The 15237-nt window shown below is 66.3% G+C and carries 15 protein-coding genes; 5 read left to right on the plus strand and 10 right to left on the minus strand.

The genetic code is table 11. The features are described 5' to 3' along the window. Window positions 1-114 precede the first annotated feature (114 nt). Both JQ639_RS32755 and JQ639_RS32760 read left to right on the plus strand, forming a co-directional pair. Window positions 115-1263, plus strand: a complete 1149-nt coding sequence (locus tag JQ639_RS32755; protein ID WP_371745013.1) for a glycosyltransferase family 2 protein — start codon at window positions 115-117, stop codon at window positions 1261-1263. Then, window positions 1260-2789 (plus strand): glycosyltransferase family 39 protein, encoded by a 1530-nt coding sequence (locus JQ639_RS32760; RefSeq protein WP_211964267.1) that lies wholly within the window; start codon window positions 1260-1262, stop codon window positions 2787-2789. Before JQ639_RS32755 ends, JQ639_RS32760 begins: the two co-directional genes overlap by 4 nt. A gap of 3 nt (window positions 2790-2792) precedes the next feature. On the opposite strand, the gene JQ639_RS32765 is transcribed toward JQ639_RS32760, so the two are convergent. Next, entirely contained in the window at window positions 2793-3122 is a 330-nt protein-coding gene (locus tag JQ639_RS32765; RefSeq protein WP_211964269.1) for a hypothetical protein, read from the minus strand. A gap of 345 nt (window positions 3123-3467) precedes the next feature. Here JQ639_RS32765 and JQ639_RS32770 point away from each other — a divergent pair, with 345 nt between their 5' ends. Further along, window positions 3468-3614, plus strand: a complete 147-nt coding sequence (locus JQ639_RS32770; RefSeq protein WP_211964271.1) for a hypothetical protein — start codon at window positions 3468-3470, stop codon at window positions 3612-3614. Between the two features lie 84 nt (window positions 3615-3698). On the opposite strand, the gene groL is transcribed toward JQ639_RS32770, so the two are convergent. Both groL and JQ639_RS32780 read right to left on the minus strand, forming a co-directional pair. After that, on the minus strand, window positions 3699-5339 hold the full coding sequence (gene groL, locus JQ639_RS32775) for a chaperonin GroEL (RefSeq protein WP_211964273.1): 1641 nt from the start codon (window positions 5337-5339) through the stop codon (window positions 3699-3701). Between the two features lie 37 nt (window positions 5340-5376). Next, window positions 5377-5691: a co-chaperone GroES gene (locus JQ639_RS32780; RefSeq protein WP_211964274.1), complete on the minus strand. Its 315-nt coding sequence runs from the start codon at window positions 5689-5691 to the stop codon at window positions 5377-5379. 333 nt (window positions 5692-6024) lie between these two features. Here JQ639_RS32780 and JQ639_RS32785 point away from each other — a divergent pair, with 333 nt between their 5' ends. Beyond that, a complete protein-coding gene (locus tag JQ639_RS32785) occupies window positions 6025-6321 on the plus strand; it encodes an usg protein (protein ID WP_211964277.1) in 297 nt (98 codons plus the stop codon). A gap of 268 nt (window positions 6322-6589) precedes the next feature. Continuing rightward, entirely contained in the window at window positions 6590-7105 is a 516-nt protein-coding gene (locus tag JQ639_RS32790) for a cupin domain-containing protein (RefSeq protein ID WP_211965078.1), read from the plus strand. A 79-nt stretch (window positions 7106-7184) separates the two neighbouring features. Here JQ639_RS32790 and JQ639_RS32795 read toward each other — a convergent pair whose 3' ends face one another. From JQ639_RS32795 to JQ639_RS32825, 7 genes are all read right to left on the minus strand, one after another. Continuing rightward, the gene (locus JQ639_RS32795; RefSeq protein WP_211964278.1) at window positions 7185-8669 is read right to left on the minus strand and encodes an NCS1 family nucleobase:cation symporter-1; all 1485 of its coding nucleotides are present in this window, start codon (window positions 8667-8669) and stop codon (window positions 7185-7187) included. Window positions 8670-8743: 74 nt separating this feature from the next. Beyond that, window positions 8744-9994: a NupC/NupG family nucleoside CNT transporter gene (locus JQ639_RS32800; RefSeq protein WP_211964279.1), complete on the minus strand. Its 1251-nt coding sequence runs from the start codon at window positions 9992-9994 to the stop codon at window positions 8744-8746. 133 nt (window positions 9995-10127) lie between these two features. Further along, the gene (locus tag JQ639_RS32805) at window positions 10128-10874 is read right to left on the minus strand and encodes an SDR family oxidoreductase (RefSeq protein WP_211964280.1); all 747 of its coding nucleotides are present in this window, start codon (window positions 10872-10874) and stop codon (window positions 10128-10130) included. A gap of 4 nt (window positions 10875-10878) precedes the next feature. Beyond that, window positions 10879-11649, minus strand: coding sequence for a proteasome-type protease (locus tag JQ639_RS32810; RefSeq protein WP_211964287.1), 771 nt, complete (start codon window positions 11647-11649; stop codon window positions 10879-10881). 95 nt (window positions 11650-11744) lie between these two features. Then, complete coding sequence (locus JQ639_RS32815) at window positions 11745-12581, minus strand: transglutaminase family protein (protein ID WP_211964292.1); 837 nt, start codon at window positions 12579-12581, stop codon at window positions 11745-11747. 81 nt (window positions 12582-12662) lie between these two features. Then, entirely contained in the window at window positions 12663-13607 is a 945-nt protein-coding gene (locus tag JQ639_RS32820; protein WP_211964295.1) for an alpha-E domain-containing protein, read from the minus strand. Window positions 13608-13729: 122 nt separating this feature from the next. Next, window positions 13730-15148 carry a circularly permuted type 2 ATP-grasp protein gene (locus tag JQ639_RS32825; RefSeq protein WP_211964297.1) on the minus strand — a complete coding sequence of 473 codons (1419 nt, stop codon included), beginning with the start codon at window positions 15146-15148 and terminating at the stop codon, window positions 13730-13732. Between the last annotated feature and the right edge of the window lie 89 nt (window positions 15149-15237).

A 15237-nucleotide genomic window follows, 5' to 3' on the forward strand; every position in this document is an offset into this window, starting at 1 on the left:
GCCCCGCCGCGGGACGCCGGAACTACGCCTTGGCACCTCGCCGGGGCGCGGCTATATGCTGCCGCCATGACCGAATCCGCCACCACGGCCCCCATTCCGACCAGAACCCCGCCCGTGGCCGATAGCCGCGGTTCCCAGGCCGCCCGGGCGGATGCGCCGGCCGGCGCGTCCTGGGCGGTGACCCGCCAGTTGTCGGTGATCGTTCCGACGTTCAAGGAACGTGACAATGTCGTGACGCTGTACCACCGGCTCGAGGCCACGCTCGCCGGCGTCGACTGGGAAGTCATCTTCGTGGACGACAATTCGCCGGATGGCACCTGGCAGGCGGTGCGCGATCTCGCCGCCCGCGATACCCGCGTACGTTGTATCCGCCGCATCGGTCGTCGCGGTCTGTCCGGCGCCTGCATCGAGGGGATCCTCGCCGCCAGCGCCCCGTTCACCGCGGTGATGGATGCCGACCTGCAGCACGACGAGACCCAGCTGCCCAGGATGCTGGCGCTGCTGCAGAGCGGCGAAGCCGAGCTCGTGGTCGGCAGCCGCTATATCGAGGGCGGCAGCGCCGATGCATTCGACCGCAGCCGCCTCGGCATCAGCGTCGCAGCCACCATGGTCGCCAGGCGCCTGCTCGGCGTGAAGATCGCCGATCCCATGAGCGGCTTCTTCATGATCCGCCGCGACCGTTTCGAGGAACTGGCGCCGTCGCTCTCGGTGCAGGGCTTCAAGATCCTGCTCGACATCGTCGCCACCGCGCGCGGCACGCTGCGTACCATCGAGGTGCCGTTCGTGTTCGGCTCGCGCCAGCATGGCGAGAGCAAACTCGATTCCATGGTCGCGCTCGATTTCTTCGGCCTCGTGCTGGCGAAGCTGACGCGCGATCTGGTGTCGCTGCGCTTCCTGATGTTCGCGCTGGTTGGCGCCATCGGCCTTGCGGTGCATCTCGTCACGCTGGACCTGGCGATGCTGGTGCTCGACGGCTCGTTTGCCGAAGCGCAGACCATCGCGGCATTCGTCGCCATGACCAGCAACTTCCTTCTCAACAACGTCCTGACCTACCGCGACCAGCGCCTCAAGGGGCTTGCGATCGCGCGCGGCCTCGTCGTGTTCTACATCGTCTGCAGCGTCGGACTGCTCGCCAATGTCGGCGTCGCGTTCTCGATCTACAACCAGCGGCCGATCTGGTGGCTGGCGGGCGCGGCCGGCGCACTGATGGGCGCGGTCTGGAACTACGCGCTGTCGAGCCTGCTGGTCTGGCGCAGGCGATGATCCGCGCGCGTGTGCGCGAGGTTCCTGCCGTCGCGCTGATCGTCGTCGCACTGGTGCTGCTGCGTCTCGTTGCGGCGGCAGTGACGCCGCTGACCTTCGACGAGGCCTACTACTGGACCTGGTCGAAGCATCTTGCCGGCGGCTATTACGATCACCCGCCGATGGTCGCTGTGATCATTCGTCTCGGCACCCTGATCGCCGGGGACACCGAGCTCGGCGTGCGCCTCGTGGCGGTGCTGCTTGGCCTGCCGATGAGCTATGCGGTGTACGGCGCGGCGCGGATTCTGTCCGGCAGCAGCCGCGTCGCGGCAAGCGCAACGATCCTGCTCAACGTCACGCTGATGGTGTCGGTCGGCACGCTGATCGTGACGCCGGACGCGCCGCTGATGGTGGCGGCGGCATTCGTGCTGTTCACCCTCGCCAAGGTGCTGGACACCGGGCAGGGGGGCTGGTGGCTGGCGGTCGGCCTTGCTGTCGGCGCGGCGCTGCTGTCGAAATACACCGCGCTGCTCTACGGCCTCAGCATCCTCGTCTGGCTGCTCGCCGTACCCAAGCTGCGCAAGTGGCTGTGGTCGCCCTGGCCGTATCTCGGCGGCATCGTCGCGTTCGCAGTGTTCGCGCCGGTGATCCTGTGGAACCAGCACCACCAGTGGGTGTCGTTCATCAAGCAGCTCGGCCGCGCCCGCGTCGAGGGCCTGACGCTGCGTTTCGTCGGCGAGATGATCCCGACCCAGTTCGTGTTCGCCACGCCCGCGGTGTTCATCCTTGGCGCCATGGGGCTGTACGTGCTGGCGCGCCGCGACGGCGGCGCCGCGCCGGCACGGCGGCTGGTCGGCGCGCTGTTCTGGCCGATCACGCTGTACTTCGTCTGGCATTCGCTGCACGCCCGCGTCGAGGCCAACTGGCTGGGGCCGGTGTATCCGCCGTTCGCCGTCGCCGCCGCCACCGCCGTTCACAGTCCGCGCTGGCGCGGCGGCACGCAGCGTGTGGTTGCGTTCTGCCGGCGCTGGGCCGCGCCGGGCGGCGTGGTCCTGCTGCTGGCGCTGGTGGTGCAGGCCAACACCGGCCTGCTGACGGGCTATCGGCGCGACACTTCGGTGCGCAGCATAGGCGTCGGCTGGCCGCAGCTCGCCGCCGGCATCGAAGCAGTCCGCCAGCGTACCGGTGCGGCCTGCGTACTGGCGCCGGACTACGGCACGGTCTCGTGGCTGATGTTCTATCTGCCGAAGGACAGCTGTGTGGTGCAGCCATCGCAGCGCATCCGCTGGGTCAATGCTCCCGAGCCGGATCCGGCACTGCTCGCGGGCAAACTGCTGTTCGTCGACGAGGTGCGTCCCAATGGTCAGGCCGCGCTCAAGGCGGCTTACACGCATTTTGAAAAGGTCGTCGAGTTGCCGCGCACGCGCGGACCGCTGACGATCGAGACCTACGAGATCGACTTGCTCGACGGCGCGAGGGGCGCGGTGCTCGACCGTTCGCCGCCGCCGGAGTTGCAGTCGTCCCGCGCATTGGCGCGCGGGCCGTGAGTGTCAGGCGTCGATGCCGCCGTGCAGAACCACGGCAGGTGTTGTGGTGATCTTCGCCTGATCGGGCCGGTGTTCGTACAGGCGATTGCTGGCGTGCAGCAGCGCCATGTCGAACAGAGAGCGGAAGGTGTCGTCGTCGGACAGCTGACGCGCCGCGAGGCAGAGATCGCTCAGCGCCTCGAGCCGCAGCTCACGCAACGCTGTCGAGTCGCACGGCTGCAGGGCCAGCCTGCTGACGAGTTCGGCAAAGCGCTTGAGTTCGTCGACCGCGCTGTTGAGATCGTCCGATGTTGTTGCGATAGATCGGCCGTTGCGCTTGCGCTTGTCGTCCACAGCCATAACTTGAGGTCTGCTATGTGCAGATATCATGGCATTCCCCCTAGCATTATTGACTTGAAATGAATCTAAGCCGATTCGACGCGCGTTGGGCAACTGTCAAAACGTCGGCGACTGCACGTTTGCTGGGCGCGCGGAACCTGGCGACGCAATACGCGTATTTGCGGATATGCCTTAAATTAACGTGTTAAATGGTTCTGCGGCGAACGTGGCGCGCGTTGAGTGGCGCGTCGTGGCGCTTGCCGACGTGCCGGGAACAGCGATGCTGTTTGACCAGGTGTGAACGCGCGTCATCGTCCGATGGTCTATGCTGTGATGGCGTTGGCAATGCGTGGAGATGCCATGGCGACTTTCGAACTGATCGTGGTCGTACTCTGCCTCGTCGCGGCGTCGCTCGTCGCGCTCACCGACCTGATGCGCGCCAGTCCGGTGTTGAGGCGCGGTGTCGGCGGCTATTTCCAGCATGGAGATCGCCGCGATCGCCGATGAGGCGTCGTTGTTGTCGGGGCTTGGCGCAACAAAAAAAGCCCGGCATCGCTGCCGGGCTTTTCGTGTCTCGATGGGGGAGTAGACTTAGAAGTCCATGCCGCCCATGCCGCCGCCCGGAGGCATCGCGGGGCCAGCCGCTGCCTTCTTCGGCAGCTCGGCAACCATCGCCTCGGTGGTGATCAGGAGGCCCGCGACCGACGCCGCGTTCTGGATCGCCGCACGCACGACCTTGGTCGGGTCGATGATGCCCTTGCTGACCATGTTGACGTACTCGCCGGTCTGCGAGTCGAAGCCGTACGAATACTGCTCCTTCTCGAGGACCTTGCCGACGATGACCGAACCGTCCTCGCCAGCGTTCGTGGCGATCTGGCGGGCCGGAGCCGACAGCGCCTTGCGCACGATCTCGACGCCGGTCTTCTGGTCGTCGTTCTGGGTGCGGATGCGCTTGAGCTGCTCGGAGGCGCGCAGCAGGGCGACGCCGCCGCCCGGCAGGATGCCTTCCTCGACAGCCGCACGGGTCGCGTGCATCGCGTCGTCAACGCGGTCCTTCTTCTCCTTGACCTCGACCTCGGTCGCGCCGCCGACGCGGATCACCGCGACGCCGCCCGCGAGCTTGGCGAGACGCTCCTGCAGCTTCTCACGGTCGTAGTCCGAGGTGGTCTCCTCGATCTGCGCCTTGATCTGGGCGACGCGGGCGTCGATGTCGGCCTTCTTGCCGGCGCCGTTGACGATCGTGGTGTTCTCCTTGTCGATCATCACCTTCTTGGCGCGGCCGAGCATCTGCAGCGTGACGTTCTCGAGCTTGATGCCGAGGTCTTCCGAGATGGCGGTGCCGCCGGTCAGGATGGCGATGTCCTGCAGCATCGCCTTGCGGCGATCGCCGAAGCCCGGCGCCTTGACGGCCGCGACCTTGAGGCCGCCGCGCAGACGGTTGACGACCAGCGTCGCCAGCGCTTCACCCTCGACGTCCTCGGCGACGATGACCAGCGGCTTGCCGGTCTGCACCACGGCCTCGAGCAGCGGCAGCAGCTCGTTCAGCGAGGAGAGCTTCTTCTCGTTGATCAGGACGTAGGCATCGTCGAACTCGACGCGCATCTTGTCGGCGTTGGTGACGAAGTAGGGCGAGATGTAGCCGCGGTCGAACTGCATGCCCTCGACGACGTCGAGTTCGGTCTCCAGCGACTTCGCTTCCTCGACGGTGATGACGCCCTCGTTGCCGACCTTCTTCATGGCGTCGGCGAGGAACTTGCCGATTTCGGCATCGCCGTTGGCCGAGATGGTGCCGACCTGGGCGATCTCCTCGTTGGAGGTGACCTTCTTGGAGTTCTTGACGAGATCGGCGACGACAGCCTCGACCGCGAGGTCGATGCCACGCTTCAGATCCATCGGGTTCATGCCGGCGGCGACGGACTTGGCACCTTCACGCACGATCGCCTGGGCGAGCACGGTGGCGGTGGTGGTGCCGTCACCGGCGAGGTCGGCCGACTTCGAGGCGACTTCGCGCACCATCTGGGCGCCCATGTTCTCGAACTTGTCCTCGAGCTCGATCTCCTTGGCGACGGTGACGCCGTCCTTGGTGATGCGCGGTGCGCCGAACGACTTGTCGAGGACGACGTTGCGGCCCTTCGGGCCGAGCGTGACCTTCACGGCATTGGCGAGGATGTCGACGCCGCGCAGCATCTTTTCGCGGGCCTCGGCGGAGAATTTGACTTCTTTGGCAGCCATTGTTTCGCTTCCTTAGGATGAATTGACGAAAGTGCGCTTACGCGGCCTTCTTGCCGGCGCTCTGGCCTTCCAGCACGCCGAGGATGTCGCTTTCCTTCATGATCAGCAGGTCGGTGCCATCGATCTTCACCTCGGTGCCCGACCACTTGCCGAACAGCACGACATCGCCGACCTTGAGGTCGATCGGGATCAGCTTGCCGGCCTCGTCACGGCCACCCGGACCCACGGCGACGATCTCACCCTGGGACGGCTTCTCCTTCGCGCTGTCGGGGATGATGATGCCGCCGGCCGTCTTGGTGTCGGCGTCGATGCGCTTGACCACAACACGATCGTGAAGCGGACGGAATTTCATCGCGTTTCTCCTAAGTCTATACAAAATTTGGAATTTCGCTTGTTTTAGCAGTCTCGCTGCCTGAGTGCCAGCGAGGCTTGCCCCGAGATAGTCGGCGGCCATGCCAGGATCAAGTGGATTTGGGGAAAAATTTGGCACTCGAAAAGACCGACTGCCAGCCGTCCTGCGATCGTCGTTAACACATCCCTCGGCAGTTTTGTCAGCAATCTCCGTGCGCTGCTGCTAATGCATTGAAAATAAACAATTTATTCGTAAATTGAGCTTGTGATGACAGGCGTGAATCCAGCAGATTTTCCAAGGGCGCCGATCGCGCCCGACATGGGGAGAACTGGCATGACGTCGAATGTGACCTTGAAGGGGGCTGTCGCGAAGGATTTTGCCAAGCAGCTCGCGGGCTACGGCCTGACCACGGCCGAGATTCTGTACCGCCGGCCGGACCACACATGGCTGCTCCAGAGCTATGTCTGGCAGGATTACGACCTGTTCCCGAACTTTCCAGCGCTCAACGGCTTCCTGGCGTTCTGGCAGGACAAAATCGAGGGGGCGCTGTTTTCTGTCACCGTCGCGCACTCCCGCCTGATCAAGCCTGCCGAGATCAAGGCGGTGGACGGCGTGTTCCGCCTGCATTGAAGCCGCGTGAGCGGCCGCGTTGCCGCTGTGCGCCGTGCTCGCTAGGCTGGCCGGCACGCTCAAGGGAGGGCGTGCCATGACCCAAAAGAGTACGGCAAAAAAGCAGGCGGCAAGAACGAAAGCTGCGCGGACAAAAGCGGCGGCAGAGAAGACGACACGGGCCCAAACCAGCAGCGCCCGGACTAGGGCGGCGGTTCGCAAATCCGCCGCACCCAAGGATGCCGTTCGCAAGGCTGCCGTTCGCAAGACCGCTGGGAGCAAGCCCGCCGTGCGCAAGGCGGCTGTTCAGAAGAAGGCTGCTGTTCAGAAGACAGCTGCTCAAAAGATCGCTGCGCGGCGTGCGACGTCGAAGCGCGCGGCCGGCAAGGTCGCCCGCAAACCGGTTCGGAGCGCCCCGCGTCCGCCGCAGCGTTTCGTGGTCAGCCATCATCGGGACGAGGACTTCGCCCCGGGCTTGCGATCCTATGCCCATTACCGCGACCTCGGCATCGCGGAGGCGACCCACGGGCTCGCCCAGGCGCATGTCATCCGCCTTGTCGGCCCCTGCGATCCCGCCGAGGTGTCGAAGCTGCACTACCACGACATCGAATTTCAGATGGTCTACGTGCTCAAGGGTTGGGTGAAGGCCGAGTTCGACGGCGAGGGCGCGATCACCATGCAGGTGGGCAGCTGCTGGATCCAGCCGCCGCGCATCCGCCACATGATCCTCGATTATTCCGACGATTGCGAGCTGCTGGAGATCATTCTGCCCGCGCAATTCGACACGGTGGAGTTGACCGCCTGACGTCACCGCCGACGGCAGGCCGCGCCGGACCGCGCAGGCGGCCCGGCGTTGCGTTGTCGTTCGGCTGGCTGTCTGATGCTCACGGCGCCAGCGTGCGTCCGGCGAGCGGTGCCGCCTGCGGCGCGCGGCCCGAGAGCGCATAGTAAACGAGGCCGCCGAGCAGGGCGCCGATCAGCCAGCCCCAGTCGCCGACACTGGCGATAAGGCCGTAGGCGCCGCTGAGCGCGAGGCCGATCGAGACGACGCCGGAGATCGCCAGGGTCACCAGTGCGCGGTTGTTCCAGCCGCTCTGGTAGTACAGCGCGCCCTGCGGCGACAGGGTGTAGAGATCCTCGATCGCCACGTTCTGCTTCTTCACGAGGTAGTAGTCGCAGATCATGATGCCGAACATCGGCCCGAGCACCGCGCCGAAGATGCTGACGAAGATGGTGATCGCCTGGGGGCTGGCGACGAAAAGCCACGGGCACACCAACACCGACAGGATCGATGTGATCAGGCCGCCGAGCCGGAAGCTGATGCGCTCCGGCCTGAGGTTGGCGATGTCATAGGCCGGCGACACGAAGTTAGCGACGATGTTGATGCCCATGGTGGCGACGATGAAGGTGATCGAGCCCAGCGCCACCACCCACGGGTTGCCGATGCGCTCGACGATGTGCACCGGGTCCATGATGGCCTCGCCGAACACGTTGAGCGTGCCGGCGGTGACGATCACCGTGATGATCGCGAACACCAGGAAGTTCAGCGGCAGGCCGAGGAAATTGCCGAGCGTCATCGCGCGCTCGTCGCGGGCGAAGCGCGCGAAGTCGCCGAAGTTGAGCAGCAGCGCCGCGAAGTAGGCGACGATCAGCATGGCGGCGTTGGCCATGTGACCGAGGCTTGATCCCGCCGCCGGCTTGCCGAGCTGCAGCGACAGGCTGGACAGGCCGGACTGCGACAGGATCCAGATCGCCAGCGCGACCATCACGACATAGACCGCCGGTCCGCAGAAATCGATGAAGCGGCGGATGGTCTCCATGCCGTTGAGGAAGATCAGCAGCTGGAACAGCCACATGAACAGGAAGCTGAGCCAGCCGAGCGTCGACAGGCCGAGGATGCTGTTGTGGGTCAGCGCTTCCGCCGACGGCGCGAAGCTCAGCACCAGCACCTGCACGGCTTTCGATGCGAAGTAGGTCTGCACGCCGTACCACACGATGCCGACGACGCCGCGGATCACCGCGGCGAGGTTGGCGCCCATCACGCCGAATGCCATGCGCGCCACGACTGGATAGGGAATGCCGTATTTGAGCGAGGGCCGTCCGATCAGGTTCATCAGCAGGTACACCGCGACGATGCCGACGACCATCGCCACAAGCACTTGCCAGCCGGTCAGGCCGAGGAAGAACAGGCTTGCGGCGAAGGTGTAACCACCGACCGAATGCACGTCGGACATCCACATCGAGAAGATGTCGAACGCGCCCCAGGTGCGGCCGCCGGGCGCGGTCGGCGCGAGATCGGCGTTGATGAGGCGGGGGTCGGCGCCGGGAACATCGAGCACCGGCGGCGTGCCGTGACTGTGGGTGGTCATGGATGCGCTCCCTTGTTGCGGCCTGTTTTTCGAAGCAAGTCCCGGGCCAGGGTCGCAGCGCCGGTCGGGACAGATCAGGTCATCGTGCCGACGATGGCACCGATCACGCAGGTGGTGATGGTGCCTGCCACCACCGAGCGCAGGCCCAGCGCATGGATGTCGGCGCGCCGTTCCGGCGCCATGATGTCGAGGCCGCCGACCATGATGCCGAGGCTGCCGAAATTGGCGAAGCCGCACAGCGCGTACAGCATGATCAGGCGCGAACGCGCATCGAGCGTGCCGTCGGCAAGCCGGGAGAATTCGACGTAGGCGACGAGCTCGTTGAGGATGGTCTTGATCCCCATCAGCCGTCCGCCGGTCAGCGCCTGGTCCCAGGGCAGGCCCATCAGCCAGCACACCGGCGCCATCAGCAGGCCGAGCAGGCGCTGCAGCGACACGGCGCTGCCGGCGACCTGCGGCAGCAGGCCGAGGATGGCATTGGCGAGATGCACCAGCGCCACCAGCACCAGCAGCATGGCGATGATGTTGAGAAACAGTTCGAGGCCCGCGGCGGTGCCCTTGACGATGGCGTCCATGGTGTTGGCGGCGACCGCGCCGGGATCGTCGAGCGCGCCGCCGGTGCGGCGCGGCTCGGTCTCCGGCACCATGATCAGGCTGACCAGGATCGCGGCCGGCGCGCCGAGCACCGAGGCGATGACGAAATGCGCCGCAGCGCCCGGGATCAGCGGCGCCAGCAGCGTGGCGTAGAGTACGAGCACGGTGCCGGCGATGCCGGCCATGCCGCCGGTCATCACCAGGAACAGCTCGCTCCGGGTGAGCTGGGCGAGGTAGGGCCGGATGAACAGCGGCGCCTCGACCATGCCGAGGAAGATGTTGGCGGCGGTCGACAGGCCTACTGCGCCGCCGATGCCCAGCGTGCGCTCCAGCACGGCCGCCATGCCGCGCACCAGCGGCGGCAGCACGCGCCAGTGGAACAGCAGCGTGGTCAGGGCGCTGGTCACCAGCACCACGGGCAGCGCCTGGAAGGCGAGGATGAAGTCGGCGCCCGGGGTCTTAATATCGAACGGCGGCGGGCTGCCACCGACATAGCCGAACACGAACGCGCTCCCGGCGCGGGCGGCATCGGCGATGGCGCCGACGGCATCGTTGATGGCCGCGAACGCCGCCGCAAGGAAGGGCAGGCGCAGCAGGGCGAGGGCGGTGACGATGGTGACCGCGAGGGCAATGGCCGCCTGTGCCCAGTTCACCGAACGGCGGTTTTCCCCGAGCGCAAAGGCGACGAGGAGCAGCACCACGATTCCGAACGCGGATTGCAACTGAGGCATTGCTCGCCGGCCCGCCATCTGCGCCGGCGCCGCTCCGCGATGTCGCGGAGCGTCAGAGCCGCCAGCCCACCCAACGGGTCATGAGAGCAGCAGACGGGCGCTTTGGAAAGAGCTTCGCGCCCGCCCAGTTGTGTTACCCACGGCCGACGAACGGCATCTTGGTCGCCATCACGGTCATGAACAGCACGTTGGCGTCGAGCGGCAGGCTGGCCATGTAGACCACGGCATTGGCCACCGCCTCGACGTCCATGCGCGGTTCGGGGATCTTGCGGCCATCGGGCTGCAGCACGCCATCGACCATGCGGGTGGTCATGTCGGTGGCGGCGTTGCCGATGTCGATCTGGCCGCAGGCGATGTCATAGGCGCGGCCGTCGAGCGAGGTCGACTTGGTGAGACCGGTGATGGCGTGCTTGGTCGCGGTGTAGGCGGCCGAGAACGGCCGCGGCGCATGCGCCGAGATCGAGCCGTTGTTGATGATGCGCCCGCCGCGCGGCGTCTGGTCCTTCATGATGCGAAAGGCGTGCTGGGTGCAGAGGAACGGCGCGGTGAGGTTGGTGTCGACCACGGCCTTCCACTGCGCGACGCTGACATCCTCGAACGGCACGGCCGGCGCGCCGATGCCGGCGTTGTTGAACACCAGGTCGAGGCGACCGAAGCTGTCGGTGATTTTGGCGAACAGTGCGGCGATCGAGGCGGGATCGGCCATGTCGGCGGGCACGGGCAGGCTGTTGCCGACGCCTGCGCCGAGCTTGGCCGTCTCCTCCAGCTTGTCGGCGCGGCGGCCGGTCAGCACCACGGTGTAGCCGGCCTTCATCAGCGCGAGCGAGGTGGCGCGGCCGACGCCCGAGCCGGCGCCGGTGACGAGTGCGATCCTGGTCATGTCCTCATCCTGTCCTGGTTGGTGTTGACGTCGTCGCGCCGCCATAGGGCGGGCGAGGGATGCTCTGATGGGCCGCACGCAGCGCAGCCGACCAGCGCGCCCGCAGGTCGTGGAAATAGGGCTCGCCGATCTCGATGCGGTAGTTGAGTTCGGCGTCGCAGGCGTCGGGCCGCACGGCCAGGATATCGATGGGCATGCCGACGCCGAGATTGGAGCGCATGGTCGAGTCCATCGACACGAGGCCGACCTTGAGCGCGTCGTAGAGGTCGACGTCGTAGGCGATGGCGCGGTCGAGCACCGGCTTGCCGTACTTGTGCTCGCCGATCTGCAGATAGGGGGTGTCGGTGGTGCACTCGATGAAGTTGCCGGCCGAATAGACCATGAACAGGCGCATGCGTGCGCCTGCGATCTGGCCGCCGAACAGGAAGGAGACGTCGAAGGAGATGTCTTCCGCGCGCAGCGCCGAGCCTTCCATCTGGTGGACGTGGCGGATGGCACGGCCGATGCGCTGCGCCGCCTTGAACATGCTCGGCGCGTTCATCAGCGTCTCGACTTCGCCGGTGACCGGGTCCTCGATGCCCTCGGTCAGGGTGGACAGCACGGACTGGCTGATGGCGAGATTGCCGGCGCTGGCCACCGCCATGATGCGCTCGCCCGGATTGCTGAAGACATGCAGCTTGCGGAAGGTCGAGATGTTGTCGAGACCGGCATTGGTGCGCGTGTCCGCGATCATCACAAGACCGTCACGCACGAGAATTCCACAACAGTACGTCATCACCCGATCCCCAGCAGCAACTTGCGAGCCGGAGTTTTACGCGCTGCGTGGGCGTGCGGCAACCTCGCCGCGGCAACCCACACTCAGGGATGGCGTCAGGACTGGCTTTGCGACTGGCTCTGGCGTCCGGCCTGGTTGACGCGGACGGCGACGGCGAGCTGCTCGGCGCCGCCGCCATAGCGGGTTCCGCGCACGGGTGCCGCGCCGAGATAGTCGAGGCCGACGGCGACGCGGACATGGGCGTCGGTGGTGGAGATGCCGTTGGCGGCATCGAAGCCGACCCAGCCGAGCCGCGGCACGTAGGCCTCCGCCCAGGCGTGGCCGGCATCCTGCTGCACGACGCCGTCCGAGCGCAGGAAGTGCCCGGAGACGAAACGCGCCGGCACACCGCCGGCGCGGGCGCAGGCGATGAAGATGTGGGCGTAGTCCTGGCAGACGCCGCGCCGCAGCGTGAAGGCATCGGCGGCCGAGGTGCCGGCATGGGTCGGATCGACGTCGAACGTCATGTGGTCGTGGATCTGCGCCAGCAGCGCATGCAGGAAGCCGAGGACGTCGTCGTCGCGCACCGGCAGCAGGTCGTCGGTCATCTCGCGCATCGTGGCGTCGACCTCGGTGAGGTCCGTCGGGCGCAGGAACAGGCCCGGCGGGAATCGCTCGTCGGTGCCGCGCAGCACGCCGCTGGTATCCTGGGTCTCGACCAGGCCGTCGACATTGATGGTTAGTTCGCCGATCGGGCCGTGGGTCAGCACATGGGTGATGTTGCCGAACGCGTCATGATGCATCTGCATCCGCGTGTCGGTGGAGGCGAACACCTGCCAGTTGACCACGTACTGGCCATCATGGCTGCGCGGGGTCATCCGGATGAGCTGGATGACGCTGCTCGCCGGCGGCTCGTAGCGATAGGTGGTCGAGTGGGCAATTCGCAGGCGCATGACGGACGGACCGCTTTCTCTCGGATGCCGGTTCTGGCAGGCGCGGCGCCTTGCGAGCGACGGCGTGGCCAGGGCACGACACTATAGCAGATATTGCTTGCCGATGATGTCGCCGAGGCGATTGTTGTCGGTGATGAATTCCTGAATGAATTCGTGCAGGCCGAGCTGGAAAATGTTGTCGATGTCGGCATTCTCCAGGCGGTTGCGGATGCCGCGGGCGTGGCGCTGCGCCGGTCCCTGGCGGCTGTAGGCGACGCCGATCTGGTCGAGGTTGCGCACGAGGTTGCCGTAGCAGCTCGACAGCGAGCGCGGCAGCGTGTCGTTGAGGATCAGCAGGTCCGCGATCAGCCAGGGCTTGATGGTCTCGCGATAGACCCAGTGGTAGGCGGTGACCGCCGAGACCGAGCGCAGGATCGAGGTCCACTGGAAGTAGTCGAGCGGGCCGCCGACATGCTCCTTTTCCGGGAGCAGCATGTGGTACTTGACGTCGAGGATGCGCGCGGTGTTGTCGGCGCGCTCCAGGTGCAGGCCGAGCCGCGAGAACCAGTAGGCGTCGTTGCGCAACATGGTGCGGTAGGCCGAGCCGTCGAAGCGCAGCGACGTCTCCTGGACGAAGCGCAGGAAGCGGGCGAGATCCTCGCGCGAGCGCACGCCCCCCTGCCAGGTCTGCTGCAGTTCGATCCAGGCGCTGTTGATGGTGTCCCACATCTCGCCGGTCAGCGCGGTGCGCACCGAGCGCGAGTTGAGCCGCGCCGCCTCGATGCAGTTGCGGATCGAGGAGGGATTGTCGGCGGAGAAGGCGAGATAGTCGACGACGCTGCGCTCGTCCGCTTCCTCGTGCTGTTCGTAGAAGCTGTCGCCGACGCCGGCGGTCAGCAGCGCCGATTCCCATTCGTTGGTCTTGCCGACATAGGCGGCGGGCAGCGAAGTGGCGCGCAGTGTTGCCTCGATGGTGCGGGCGAGGTATTCGGCGCGCTCGACGTAGCGGGCCAGCCAGAACAGGTTTTCAGCGGTGCGCGACAGCATGGGTCAGGTTTGCTCGTGCCGTGACAGGAAACGGGGCGGGGCGGGCGGATCGGGCGTCAGGGGATGATGGGGCGGCGTTCTCCTCAAGCATCGCGGCCGCCGGCCGCGGGCTGTCGTTGCGATCACTCGTCGAGAATCCAGGTGTCCTTGGTGCCGCCGCCCTGGCTGGAGTTGACGACCAGCGAGCCCTCCTTGAGGGCGACGCGGGTCAGTCCGCCGGGCACGACGGTGACGTGGTCGCGGCCGGTCAGCACGAACGGGCGGAGGTCGACATGGCGCGGCGCGAGGCCCGACTGGGTCGCCGTCGGACAGGTCGACAGCGCCAGCGTCGGCTGGGCGATGAAGCCTTCGGGCGACTGCACCAGCTTGGCGCGGAAGGCCGAGATCTGCTCCTTCGTCGCCGCCGGGCCGATCAGCATGCCGTAGCCGCCGGAGCCGTGCACCTCCTTGACCACGAGGTCCTCGAGGCGGTCGAGGACATAGGCGAGGTCGTCCTTCTCGCGACAGCGCCAGGTCGGCACGTTCTTCAGGATCGGCTCCTCGCCGAGATAGAAGCGCACGATCTCCGGCATGTAGCTGTACACCGCCTTGTCGTCGGAGATGCCGGTGCCGACCGCGTTGGCCAGCGTCACCGTGCCGGCCTTGTAGGCCGACATCAGGCCGGGCACGCCGAGCACGGAATCCGGGCGGAAGGTCAGGGGATCGATGAAGTCGTCGTCGAGCCGGCGATAGATGACGTCGACCCGTTTGAGGCCCTCGGTGGTGCGCATGAACACCTCGTCGTTCTTGACGATGAGGTCGCGGCCCTCGACCAGCTCGACGCCGAGCTTGTCGGCGAGGAACGAGTGCTCGTAATAGGCCGAATTGTAGACGCCGGGGGTGAGCAGGGCGACGGTCGGCTCCGCCGCGGCGGTCTGCGGCGCGACCGAGCGCAATGCGGCGAGGAGTTCGTCCGGATAGTTCTCCACCGGAGCGACGCGGTGCCGGGCGAACAGGTCCGGGAACAGCCGCATCATGATTTCGCGGTTCTCCAGCATGTAGGACACGCCGGAGGGGGTGCGCGCATTGTCTTCCAGCACGTAGAAGTCGTCGGGACCGTCGCGGACGATGTCGATGCCGGCGATGTGGACATAGACGTCGTGCGGCACGTCCTGGCCGTTCATTTCGGGCCGGAACACCGGGTTCTGGAAGATCAGGTCGTCCGGGATCAGCCCGGCGCGCAGGATGTCGCGGCCATGATAGATGTCCCGCAGGAACATGTTGATGGCCTTGACCCGCTGCTTGAGGCCGCGCTCCAGCAGGGTCCACTCCTTGCCGGAGAGGATGCGGGGCACGACGTCGAACGGGATCAGCCGTTCCTGGGCGTCGGCATGGCCGTATACGGCGAAGGTGATGCCGATCCGGCGGAACAGCAGCTCGGCTTCCTGGCGGCGATATTCGAGGGCGTCGGGCGGCATCTCCTTCAGCCAGTGGGAGAGGGCCTGGTAGGCGGGCCTGAGCGAGCCGTCCGGCCCGTTCATCTCGTCGAATGCAACTGCCATGAAGCTTGACCGTCCCTTCGCGCTCTGTCCCGAGAATGCATGACAAGAATGGAGGGTAGCAAGGGGCGGGCCAGCGCGATATGCACTGC

It is taken from the genome of Bradyrhizobium sp. U87765 SZCCT0048 (assembly GCF_018131225.1).
Lineage (GTDB): Bacteria > Pseudomonadota > Alphaproteobacteria > Rhizobiales > Xanthobacteraceae > Bradyrhizobium_A.

Bases quoted from the DNA above. Each gene is read 5' to 3' on its own strand.
- JQ639_RS32825 (WP_211964297.1), bottom strand. From the start codon at position 15,148: ATGGCAGTTGCATTCGACGAGATGAACGGGCCGGACGGCTCGCTCAGG.
- JQ639_RS32820 (WP_211964295.1), bottom strand. From the start codon at position 13,607: ATGCTGTCGCGCACCGCTGAAAACCTGTTCTGGCTGGCCCGCTACGTC.
- JQ639_RS32780 (WP_211964274.1), bottom strand. From the start codon at position 5,691: ATGAAATTCCGTCCGCTTCACGATCGTGTTGTGGTCAAGCGCATCGAC.
- JQ639_RS32795 (WP_211964278.1), bottom strand. From the start codon at position 8,669: ATGACCACCCACAGTCACGGCACGCCGCCGGTGCTCGATGTTCCCGGC.
- JQ639_RS32815 (WP_211964292.1), bottom strand. From the start codon at position 12,581: ATGCGCCTGCGAATTGCCCACTCGACCACCTATCGCTACGAGCCGCCG.
- JQ639_RS32760 (WP_211964267.1), top strand. From the start codon at position 1,260: ATGATCCGCGCGCGTGTGCGCGAGGTTCCTGCCGTCGCGCTGATCGTC.
- JQ639_RS32785 (WP_211964277.1), top strand. From the start codon at position 6,025: ATGACGTCGAATGTGACCTTGAAGGGGGCTGTCGCGAAGGATTTTGCC.
- JQ639_RS32805 (WP_211964280.1), bottom strand. From the start codon at position 10,874: ATGACCAGGATCGCACTCGTCACCGGCGCCGGCTCGGGCGTCGGCCGC.
- JQ639_RS32810 (WP_211964287.1), bottom strand. From the start codon at position 11,649: ATGACGTACTGTTGTGGAATTCTCGTGCGTGACGGTCTTGTGATGATC.
- groL (WP_211964273.1), bottom strand. From the start codon at position 5,339: ATGGCTGCCAAAGAAGTCAAATTCTCCGCCGAGGCCCGCGAAAAGATG.
- JQ639_RS32800 (WP_211964279.1), bottom strand. From the start codon at position 9,994: ATGCCTCAGTTGCAATCCGCGTTCGGAATCGTGGTGCTGCTCCTCGTC.
- JQ639_RS32770 (WP_211964271.1), top strand. From the start codon at position 3,468: ATGGCGACTTTCGAACTGATCGTGGTCGTACTCTGCCTCGTCGCGGCG.